Origin of the sequence: Streptomyces sp. NPDC057743 (assembly GCF_042798755.1) — a bacterium.
In the GTDB taxonomy this organism is placed as follows: Bacteria; Actinomycetota; Actinomycetes; order Streptomycetales; family Streptomycetaceae; genus Streptomyces.
Window position 1 is genome coordinate 76,690 of record NZ_JBHVJX010000033.1, and the last position, 10,393, is coordinate 87,082.

The window sequence follows — 10,393 nt, forward strand, 5'->3', positions numbered from 1 at the left end:
CGTGGACGCGATCACGGGGGCCTGGCAGTGGCTGGCCACGGCGGCCAACTGGGCCGGGGAGAAGGGGGTGTGGCACCGTCTCGGTGAGCACCTCTGGCTGAGCGGGCTCTGTCTGCTGCTGTCCTGCCTGATAGCGCTGCCGGTGGCGCTGTGGCTGGGTCACCTCGGCAAGGGCGGGACGTTGGCGATCAATGTCTCCAACGTGGGGCGCGCGGTACCGACGTTCGCGGTCCTGGTGCTGCTGACGCTCAGTCCGTTGGGGAAGTACGGCGACTGGCCGACGATCATCGCGCTGGTGCTGTTCGCGGTGCCGCCGCTGTTGACCAACGTCTATCTGGGCATACGGGAGGCGGACCGCGATGTGGTCGAGGCCGCCCGGGGGATGGGGATGTCCGGGCCGCAGTTGCTGCGGCGGGTGGAGATACCCCTCGCCTACCCGTTGATCATGACGGGCCTGCGCTCGGCCGCGGTCCAGGTGGTGTCCACCACGACGCTGGCCGCGCTGGCCGGTGGCGGGGGCCTGGGGCGGATCATCACCGCCGGCTTCGGCAACTACGACACCGCGCAGGTGGTCGCCGGGGCGGTGGTGGTCGCGCTGTTGGCCTTGGCGGTCGAGGGGGTACTGGTGCTGCTGGACCGGGCCTTCGATCCGATGCGGGGGCGGCGGCGCGGGCCGCGCAAGAAGCGCCCGGCACTGGTCCGGCCCCGCCCCGAGACGTCTCAACCGACCTGATCCCAACGGACGGAGTGGATTTCCATGAGCAGCAGAGCACGCACCGCGCGCACGATACGCACCGCCTTCGCCGCCGGGACGGTGGTGGCGCTGGCGGCCGGGCTGGCCGCGTGCGGGGGGCAGTCCCTGGAGGAGAAGGGCGGCAAGGGCGGCGGGAAGGGCGAGGTCGTCATCGGCTCGGCGGGCTTCACCGAGTCGAAGGTGCTGGCCGAGATGTATGCGCGGGTGCTCGCCGATGCCGGTTACCACCCGCGGGTGCAGACACTGACCAATCGCGAGCTGTATGAACCGGCCCTGGAGAAGGGCCAGATCGATGTCGTTCCGGAATATGCCTCCACGCTCGCGGAATTCCTCAACGGGAAGAAGAACGGCGCCAAGGCGAAGCCGGTGGCGTCCAGCGACATCGACAAGACGGTGACGGCGCTGAAGAAGCTGGCCGAGCCGCGCGGGCTGAAGGTGTTGCCGGCGGGCGCGGCCACCGACCAGAACGCCTTCGCGGTCACCAAGGAATTCGCCGCCCAGCACAAGCTGAAGACCCTCTCGGACCTGGGGCGTTCGCAGCAGAAGATCAAAATTGCGGCGGGCGAGGAGTGCGAGACGAGGGTGTTCTGCAAGCCCGGTCTGGAGCAGACCTACGGCATCTCCGTCGCCAGCATCGACCCCAAGGGCGTGGGCACCCCCCAGGCCAAGCAGGCGGTCAAGGACGGCACCGACCAACTGGTGCTCACCACGACCACGGACGCCACTCTCGACAACTTCGGTCTGGTGCTTCTCGGTGACGACAAGAAGCTCCAGAACGCCGACAATGTGCTGCCGGTGCTGAATGCCAAGAAGGCCGGTGACAAGGAGATCGAGACCGCCCTCAACAAGATCACGAAGGCGCTCACCACCGAGGACTTGATCAACTTGAACCGCAAGGTCGATGCCGAACGGTTGAAGCCCGCCGATGTGGCGCAGGCGTATTTGGAGTCCAAGGGGCTGGTCAAGAAGTAACCAGCCTGAAACGGATGCGTATGCGGGGCCCCATAGATCTCGCACGCACGGTAAGTTTCTGGCCATGCCACGAGGACGCCACCGCCATTCCCCACCCCTCCACCGGCTGCTTCCTCCTTCGACGGTCGCCGGTGCGTCAATTGCCTGTGCCGCGGGCGCCTGGTTCGTCGGCGACGACCTCGTGCAACGGGTGCTCGCCACCGGTGCCGCGGCCGCCGCGGTCACCGGCGCCGTTCTGCTGCGCGTCTGGGACCGCAAGGCCGGCAAGCGGGTCGCCGAGCTGACCCGGGCCCGGGCGCGCGACGAGTGGCGCACCGAGGAGCGGATCGCGGAGCTGGAGACGGACGTCGAGGAGGCGCGGGAGATCCGCGCCGCCCTGGACACCAAGCTCCGCGCCAAGCGCGCCGAACTCGCCCGGCTGCGCAGCGAGCACGCCGCTCTGCTGCGCCGCTACGCCACCGCCGAGACCGAGCGGGCCAGCGCCCTGGAGGGCCGCCGGCTGCTCGCCATCGAGGCCGGAGGGCCGTCGAGCGGCGGCGAACTCGTCCCGGTCCAGCGCGAGTCGGCGCCCGACGGCGACCGCTCCGCGGCGGGCGGCCAGGGCAAGAGCGGTGCGGCGCCGGCCCGTTCGGGCGCCACGTTCGCGCAGGCGGACCGGGCGCTGTGCGAGCTGGCCCGTAACGCCGCCCGGCAGCGCGCGGCCGCCGAGAACGGCAGCGCGGACCAGAACGCCGGCAAGAACGGCAGCGGCGCCCAGGAACATGCGGGCGCCGCCCCTCAGGAGAAGCCTGAGGCCGACGACCAGGGGAAGTCCGAGGCGGCCGTTGCAGAGGGGATGGGCGGGCCCGCGCTCCGCCCGGTGCCGGCCGCCGCCGCGATCGCCCCGACCCGGCCCTCAGTGCCCCGCACCCTGGGCGGATTCGACTTCTTCGGCAACGCCACCGTCCCCCGCCGCGAACTGGCCGCCCCGTTGGAGGAGGACCTCGCGGACGTCGTCGGCGACGAGGCGGTCGCCGAACAGTCGGCGCGCGCGGAGGCCCGCGTGGAGGCGCTCAGGGAGGCCCCTGCGGAGGGGCGTACGGCGCTTTCGCGGGTGGCCGACGCGGTGGCGGGCGAGCGCGCGGGCAAGCACGCCGGCGAGGCGGAGCGTACCGACGCCGGTGAGGCGGAGGCCGGCGCGGAGGGCGACGGTGCGGACGGCGGCGACGGTGCGGCGTCCGACGGCCCGGCCGCCAACGGGGAGACCACGCACGGCGCCGGCGCGGTCATCGACCTGACCGCGCACGACGAGACCGAGCAGCTCGACCTCGCCGAACTCCGCACCGCCCTTTCCTAGAGGGCGGGTTGACGGGCGAACCGGCGGAGAGCGGCACAAGACGGCGGGGCCTGGTGTCCACAACCTGTGGACACCAGGCCCCGCCGTTGTGCTGGGTGCGGACGCCCGTCCGTCGGGCTGCTTCCCCAACGCGTCGACGTCCCCGCCTACTTGGCCCCGCCTACTTGTCGATGTCCCCGACCACGAAGAACATCGACCCCAGGATGGCGACCATGTCGGCCACCAGCGTCCCCGGCAACAGCTCGGTCAGCGCCTGGATGTTGTTGTACGACGCGGAGCGCAGCTTGAGGCGGTAGGGCGTCTTCTCGCCCTTGGAGACCAGGTAGTAGCCGTTGATGCCGAGCGGGTTCTCGGTCCAGGCGTAGGTCGTGCCCTCGGGGGCCTTGAGGACCTTGGGCAGCCGCTGGTTGATCGGGCCGGGCGGCAGCTCCGCGATGCGGTCCAGGCAGGCGTCGGCGAGGGCGAGCGCGTTGTGGGTCTGCTCCAGCAGGCACTCGAAGCGGGCCAGGCAGTCGCCCTCCTGCCGCGTGACGACCTTGAGCGTGTCCTGTAGGTCGCCGTACGCGAGATACGGCTCGTCGCGCCGCAGGTCGAAGTCGACGCCGGACGCGCGGGCGATCGGCCCGGAGACGCCGTAGGCGTGCACCGCCTCGGGGGCCAGCACGCCGACCCCACGGGTGCGACCGCGGAAGATCTCGTTCCCCAGGACCAGGTCGTCGAAGACGCCCATACGGGAGCGGACGTCGGCGACCGCCTGCCGGGCCCGGCCGAGCCAGCCGGCCGGCAGGTCCTCCTTGAGGCCGCCGACCCGGTTGAACATGTAGTGCATCCGCCCGCCGGAGATCTCCTCCATGACGGTCTGGAGCTCCTCGCGCTCCCGGAAGGCGTAGAAGACGGGGGTGATGCCGCCCAACTCCAGCGGGTACGAGCCGAGGAACATCAGGTGGTTCAGGACGCGGTTCAGCTCGGCGAGCAGCGTGCGGGTCCACACCGCGCGCTCGGGGACCTCCATGCCGAGCATCCGCTCGACGCCGAGCACCACGCCCAACTCGTTGGAGAAGGCCGACAGCCAGTCGTGGCGGTTGGCGAGCATGATGATCTGGCGGTAGTCGCGGGCCTCGAAGAGCTTCTCGGCGCCGCGGTGCATGTACCCGATCACCGGCTCGGCGTGCCGGATGCGCTCGCCGTCCAGAACGAGGCGCAGCCGCAGCACGCCGTGCGTGGAGGGGTGCTGCGGGCCGATGTTCAGCACCATGTCGGTGCTCTCCGCCGCGCCGCCGATGCCGACCGTCGTCTCCGTCATGGGGACAGTGTCGCAGGGCGGCGGGGGGCGGAACGGGCCGGTCCGTGGTGTGGACCGGGGCGGCCCAAGGGGCGGGCGGCGGCGTCGGGTCGTGCGGGCGGGCCGTCCCCGGCTGGGGTGTTCGGTCAGGCCGGGTCGGGTGGTGCGTCCGTGGCGTCGGTGGCGAGCAGGCCGGCGCAGGCGGTGCCGCCGACCGGTTGCAGCAGCCAGCCGAAGCCGCCCAGGCCGGCGGGATCGGTCAGTTCCGCGGCGTCCCCGGCCGCGCCGAGCGCCCGTACGTAGCCGGCCGGGTCGGTGGTGGCCAGGGACAGCGGGGGGCGACGGCCGGTCACGCCGAGCGCGTGCAGCGCGGCGCGCTGGGTCAGTTGCTCGGCGTCGGGGCCGGCGCAGGCGTCCAGCGCGACGTGCGCGGTGAGGTCGCAGCTGCCGTCCGGGACGGGGGGCACCTCGCGGCCCTCGCGGAAGCCGGTGAGGGTGCCGAACGGCGGCCGATCGGCGCGCTGGTGGGCGTAGTCGACGGCGATCGCGAGCCCGGCGCCGAGGGTGCGGACGGCGCGCGCCCAGGCGGCGTCCCGGGGGCGGCCGATCTCGGCGCGCAGCCCGGGGACGGGCTCGGGGGCGCCCGGTGCGGACCGGGGCCACCAACGGGCGAGCCACTGGGCGTCCGGCCCGTCGACCGGTGCGCCCAGCCGTTCCGTGCCGTCGGCCCGCACCAGAACCCGGCGCGGGACCCCGTCGGCGTCCGTCTCGACGACGTCCAACGGGACGTTGTCCAGCCACTCGTTGGCGAAGAGCAGCCCGGTGAGCGAGCCCGGGGCGGGCAGCTCGGCGCACCAGGTGATGCGGGGGTCCAGGCCCTGGGGGCGCGCGGCGCGCTCGACGGCGTACGGGCGGAGTCGCGCGACCACCTCTTCGGGCAGCGCGGCCAGCACGCCGCACAGCAACTCGCCGCGGCCCGCGCCGACATCGATCAGGGCCAGCTCGTCCGGGTGCCCGAGCGCGGCGTCGACGCGGCGGAGGAGGGTGGCGACGGCGCCGGCGTACTGCGGGGAGACGTGGACGGAGGTGCGGAAGTGGCCGGCGGGGCCGCGGCCTTCGGGGCGGGTGTAGAAGCCGCCGGGGCCGTAGAGCGCCTGCTCGGCGGCGGCTTGCCAGGGGCGCCAGGTGGGGGTGGCGTTCGGCCCGGCGGCCGGCACGGTGGTCGGCTCGGTGGGGCGCCCGGCGCTCCGTCGGTCGCCCTGCGCGTCGCTGTGCTCGGCGTTCCGCTTCGCATTCCGCTTGGCGTCCCGCTCGGCATTCCGCTCGGCGTCCCGTTGCCCGTGCGCCGCGTCCGCGCGTCCGTCTCTCGTCACGCGGACCACCGTACGGGGGCGCCGCACGAGGGCGGCTTCGCGGCGTCGGGCGTCGACCCGTGGTGGGACGGTGGACCCTCGGTATGAGGCCGAGCCGGCGCGAAGCCGCTGGTCGTGGCCGATTCACGGGGGATGGCAGGGGCCGGCGCCCATCGCGCGCTCATTGATCGACCTCCGCGGCGACACAATTGGCGCATCCGGCCTCCACCTAGGGGAGTAGACCTCGGGGAAGAGGATCGCTCCTCCGGTTGACTCCGGGGGCGGTTGGGGCTGCCTACGCTGGGTTACGTGCAGCGCCTCTATGACTTCTTCCGCAGGCACCCGACGGGAGTGGACAGCTTCTGGGCTTTCCTCCTCTTCGGGTTCAGCGGGTTGTGGGTCATGTCCCGGCCCGGCGTCCAGGGCAAGGCCATCGCCCTGTTCTTCAGCATCGGCCTGTGCCTGGTCATCGCCCTGCGCCGGAAGTACCCAGTCAAGATGCTGCTGCTGACCACCGCCCTGGGCGTCGGCCAGCTGATCTTGAACGTCTCGCCCAACGTCGCCGACTTCGCGATGTTGGTGATCATCTACACCGTCGCCTCCGAGACCAACGCGCGCCGTTGGGCCTCACGCTTCGCACTGGGCGCCGCCCTGATCGGCCCCGCCCTGTCCCAACTCCGCTTCCGGGAGAGCCCCGCCCACATACCGGTGTGGGCGGTGCTGTTCTTCATGGCGCTGCTCACCGTCCCGTTCGTGTTGGCCTGGGTGCTCGGCGACTCGGTGCGCACCCGCCGGGCCTACTGGGCGCAGCTGGAGGAGAAGGCCACCCGGCTGGAGAAGGAGCGCGAGGCCCAGGCGCGGATCGCGGTCGCGGCCGAGCGCGCCCGGATCGCCCGGGAGCTGCACGACGTCGTCGCGCACAACGTCTCGGTGATGGTCGTCCAGGCCGACGGCGCCGCCTACGTCCTCGATGCCACGCCCGATCAGGCCCGGCAGGCGCTGGAGACGATCTCCGACACGGGCCGGCAGGCGCTCGCCGAGATGCGTCGGCTGCTGGGCGTGCTGCGCACCGGCGAGCAGGCCGAGGGCGGGGAGTACGTGCCCCAGCCCGGCGTCGAGCAGCTCGCCGACCTCATTGACCAGGTCCGGGGCGCCGGGCTGCCGGTCGACTTCCGGGTGGTCGGCGAGTCGCGCCCGCTGCCGAGCAGCATCGAGCTGACCGCCTACCGCATCGTCCAGGAGGCGCTGACCAACACCCGCAAGCACGGCGGCCCCGACGCCAGCGCCACCGTCCGCCTCACCTACGGGGGCGACGATCTCGATCTGCTCGTCGAGGACGACGGCCGGGGCGCGCAGCGCGAGCTCTATGACGAGGGCGGTGCGGACGGGCTCGGCCACGGGCTGATCGGCATGCGCGAGCGGGTCGGCATGGTCGGCGGCATCCTCGACGCCGGCCCGCGCCCGGGCGGAGGCTTCAGGGTGAACGCGGTCCTCCCGCTCAAGGCCGAGCGGTGAGCGGCGGGGGCTCTTGGGCGCGGTCCGGGGGCGGGAACTCGACCCGGTCGCTCGGCGATCGGGCCGGGCCACCCGGGGGCCGGGTCCGGCTTCCACAGCGACGGTCCCCCCTGGTCACGAGCAGCTGGCGGGGCCGGGCCCGCGGCCGCCCGTCGTCCGGGGTGCGCCCAGGGCGCCTTTCCCCGTCGGGCGGCGGTGCGGCTAGATTCCGTGCGGCGGGGTCCGCCGCGGCACCCCTGTGCCCGTTCCCGCTGCCACCCTGCCCGCCTCGTCCGTCCCGCCCGCCTCTCCTGACCCGTGAAGGGATCTCCCAGCCGTGACCATCAAAGTGATGCTCGTAGACGACCAGGTGTTGTTGCGCACCGGCTTCCGGATGGTGCTCGCCGCGCAGCCCGACATGGAGGTCGTCGCCGAGGCGGGTGACGGGGCACAGGCCCTCGAAGTGCTGCGCTCCACCCAGGTCGACGTGATCTTGATGGACGTCCGGATGCCCACCCTCGACGGGGTCGAGGCCACCCGCCGGATCTGCGGCGGCGGGCAGCCGGAGGGGGCCCCGAAGGTCCTCATCCTGACCACCTTCGACCTGGACGAGTACGCCTTCTCCGCGCTGAAGGCCGGGGCCAGCGGCTTCATGCTCAAGGACGTGCCGCCGAGTGAACTCCTCGCCGCGATCCGCGCGGTGCACAGCGGTGACGCGGTGGTCGCGCCGTCCACCACGCGCCGTCTCCTGGACCGATTCACGCCCATGCTGCCCGCCACTTCCGGCGAGCCCGCGCGGCCCGAGTTGGAGCGGCTGACCGACCGCGAGCGGGAGGTGCTGCTGCTCGTCGCGCAGGGGTTGTCGAACGGCGAGATCGCGGCGCGGCTGGTGCTGTCCGAGGCCACCGTGAAGACGCATGTGGGCCGGATCCTGACGAAGTTGAGCCTGCGGGACCGGGTCCAGGCGGTGGTGCTCGCCTACGAGACGGGTCTGGTGCGGGCCGGGGGCGCGGGGGCGTAGCGGAGCGCTGGCCGATACGCGTCTTGACGGGGACACGTAAACAAGAGCAGATTGACGCGCCGTAAGGAAACTTTCCTAACAGAAGGGTTCCCCGTGCGCAGAAGAACGCTTGCCCTCGCCTCCGCCTCCGGCGCCGCCGTCCTCGCCGCCGCGGCCCTTCCCGCCACCGCCCAGCCGGCCGCCCACCGGGCCGCCGCGCCGCACGCCGCCCTTCAGGAGGGCTCGGTCTCCGCGTCCCAACTGCTCGCCAAACTCAAGGACTGCAAGCAGATATCCAACGGCAAATACAGCACCGACGAGGGGACCCCGGCCACCGTCCCGGTCTGTGGCAAGAACGGTGCCGTCTTTTGGAAGGCCGACATGGACATCGACTGCGACGGGCAGATCACCTCGCAGTGCAATGCCGACACCGACCCCTGGTTCCAGGACGACACCAGGTTCCACCAGTCCGACGACAAGCCGCTGAGCGCCGCGAAGTTGCCGTACGTCGTGGTGCCGAGCGCCAGCACCATCTGGAACTACGAGTCCGCCGGGATCAAGGGCGGCGGAGTGGTGGCCGTCATCTACAACAACCAGGTCGAGTACGCCGTCGTCGGGGACACCGGGCCCGACAAGATCATTGGTGAGGCGTCCTACGCGGCCGCCAAGGCGCTGGGCATCGACCCCAACCCGGAGACCGGCGGCGCGGATTCCGGCGTCACCTACGTGCTGTTCAAGAACTCCCAGGCGTCGCCGATCGAGAGCCACGCCGACGCGGTGAGCCGGGGCGACGCCCTGGCGAAGAAGTTCCTTCAGGCGAACTGACCGTCGGCGGGCGGGAAGAGGGGAAGAGGGGGCGAGGGGACGCAGCCGGTGGCCTCTCCCCTCCGCTCCCCTCACCTCCACTCAGCGCAGCACGCCCTCAAGGAAGTCGCTCCCTAGCCGGGCCACCACCTGGAGGTCCAACTGGTGCAGCACATACCGCCCGCGGCGCCGGGTCTGGAGCAGCCCCGCCTTCTTCAACACCGCGATGTGCCGCGACACTTCCGGTGCCGTGATGCCGAACGTGGTCGCCAGCTCGCCCGTGGTGTGCGGCCCGCGCGACAGGGTGCGACACAGCTGCATGCGCATGGGGTGGCCGAGCGCCTCCAGTCGTTGCTGGACGAGTTCCAGCGTGGCCGGGGCCGGCAACTCGGGGCTGGCGACCGGGTATTGCAGCACCGGGCGCCAGCCGGGCGCATGGCTGAACAGCAGATGCGGCCAGCCGAACGACGTCGGGAGGAAGGTGATGCCGGGGTCGGCGGGGTCGGAGAACGCCGTGGTGCGGCCACTGGCCAGCTTGTCGACCAGGATCCGGGCGCTGCCGCTGCCGTCCTGGGCCTCCTCCAAGGTCAGCGCCCGCGAGGTCGCGGTCAACGTCTCGGCCAGGCCCTTGTGGCGCAGCAGCTCGGTCTTGTGCCGGGCGTCGGCGGCCAGTTGGATGCCCACCCGTCGCCAGATGTCGCCGAAGAACGCGTCCTCGCAGTCCTCGAACAGGCGGCGCAGCCACACCCGCAGGCCGTCGGGGTCGGTCAGCATCCGGTCGGTGAACGCCGCCTGTCGCGGGCCGCGGGCCGCCGCCATCTCCCGCACGCGGGCCCGCTCGTCCGCGTCGACCAGGGGCGACGGCGTCCGGCGGGTGTACCGCGGTGAGCAACTGATCTCGAAGGCGGCGGCCACGAACCGCTCGTCGTCGATCTTGTCCAGCTCGTCCAGTTCCTCGGCGAGCGTCGCGCCGGGGTGGGCGGGCAGCAGGATGTCCGAGCGGGCGGACCGCCACAGGAAGTCCGCCTCGCACAGCCGGTCGGCCAGGTCGGTCTTCAGGGCGGCGTTGGTCGCGGTGACCCAGCCGTGCAACCCGGGGTGGTGCCCCGGCTCGGACAGCACGTGCAGCGCCGCGCTCAGCTCCGCCAGCGGAGAGGGCGCGAATACCACGCGCTCCGGCGGCAGTCCGGTGATGTCGATGACGTTGGACATGGTGCCATCATGCGCTCCCTCGTGACCTGCGGTGTCATCGATTGACGGCTCCTGTCAATCGGCGCGCCAGGGTCGGCCCGGCCGTCTCACAGTGAACTTCTTCAACTCGGCCACTGATCGGGGGATGGTTGGTGGCCCGTAACAGGCGAGGCTCTCGGACTGTTGAGCGGGATGTCTCACGTCCCAA

9 protein-coding genes are annotated in these 10,393 nt (G+C 72.1%); 6 read left to right on the forward strand and 3 right to left on the reverse strand.

Translation table 11 applies throughout. The features are described from left to right. Position 1: 1 nt before the first annotated feature. The 3 genes from ACFVFQ_RS30225 to ACFVFQ_RS30235 all read left to right on the forward strand — a co-directional run bounded on the left by ACFVFQ_RS30225 (position 2) and on the right by ACFVFQ_RS30235 (position 3,062). The gene (locus ACFVFQ_RS30225; RefSeq protein WP_383422118.1) at positions 2-733 is read left to right on the forward strand and encodes an ABC transporter permease; all 732 of its coding nucleotides are present in this window, start codon (positions 2-4) and stop codon (positions 731-733) included. 24 nt (positions 734-757) lie between these two features. Beyond that, positions 758-1,726 carry an ABC transporter substrate-binding protein gene (locus tag ACFVFQ_RS30230; RefSeq protein ID WP_383422094.1) on the forward strand — a complete coding sequence of 323 codons (969 nt, stop codon included), beginning with the start codon at positions 758-760 and terminating at the stop codon, positions 1,724-1,726. A 190-nt stretch (positions 1,727-1,916) separates the two neighbouring features. Further along, positions 1,917-3,062: a hypothetical protein gene (locus ACFVFQ_RS30235; RefSeq protein ID WP_383422120.1), complete on the forward strand. Its 1,146-nt coding sequence runs from the start codon at positions 1,917-1,919 to the stop codon at positions 3,060-3,062. Between the two features lie 160 nt (positions 3,063-3,222). Here ACFVFQ_RS30235 and ACFVFQ_RS30240 read toward each other — a convergent pair whose 3' ends face one another. Continuing rightward, positions 3,223-4,365: an NADH-quinone oxidoreductase subunit D gene (locus tag ACFVFQ_RS30240; protein ID WP_383422096.1), complete on the reverse strand. Its 1,143-nt coding sequence runs from the start codon at positions 4,363-4,365 to the stop codon at positions 3,223-3,225. A gap of 125 nt (positions 4,366-4,490) precedes the next feature. Beyond that, positions 4,491-5,561, reverse strand: coding sequence for an SAM-dependent methyltransferase (locus ACFVFQ_RS30245; protein WP_383422122.1), 1,071 nt, complete (start codon positions 5,559-5,561; stop codon positions 4,491-4,493). A 444-nt stretch (positions 5,562-6,005) separates the two neighbouring features. On the opposite strand from ACFVFQ_RS30245, the gene ACFVFQ_RS30250 reads away from it, so the two are divergent. The 3 genes from ACFVFQ_RS30250 to ACFVFQ_RS30260 all read left to right on the forward strand — a co-directional run bounded on the left by ACFVFQ_RS30250 (position 6,006) and on the right by ACFVFQ_RS30260 (position 9,015). Continuing rightward, complete coding sequence (locus ACFVFQ_RS30250) at positions 6,006-7,211, forward strand: sensor histidine kinase (protein ID WP_383422098.1); 1,206 nt, start codon at positions 6,006-6,008, stop codon at positions 7,209-7,211. 316 nt (positions 7,212-7,527) lie between these two features. Then, complete coding sequence (locus ACFVFQ_RS30255) at positions 7,528-8,211, forward strand: response regulator (protein ID WP_383422100.1); 684 nt, start codon at positions 7,528-7,530, stop codon at positions 8,209-8,211. A gap of 93 nt (positions 8,212-8,304) precedes the next feature. Further along, entirely contained in the window at positions 8,305-9,015 is a 711-nt protein-coding gene (locus tag ACFVFQ_RS30260) for a glycoside hydrolase family 75 protein (RefSeq protein ID WP_383422104.1), read from the forward strand. 81 nt (positions 9,016-9,096) lie between these two features. On the opposite strand, the gene ACFVFQ_RS30265 is transcribed toward ACFVFQ_RS30260, so the two are convergent. Beyond that, positions 9,097-10,206 (reverse strand): DUF5937 family protein, encoded by a 1,110-nt coding sequence (locus ACFVFQ_RS30265; protein ID WP_383422106.1) that lies wholly within the window; start codon positions 10,204-10,206, stop codon positions 9,097-9,099. Positions 10,207-10,393 lie beyond the last annotated feature (187 nt).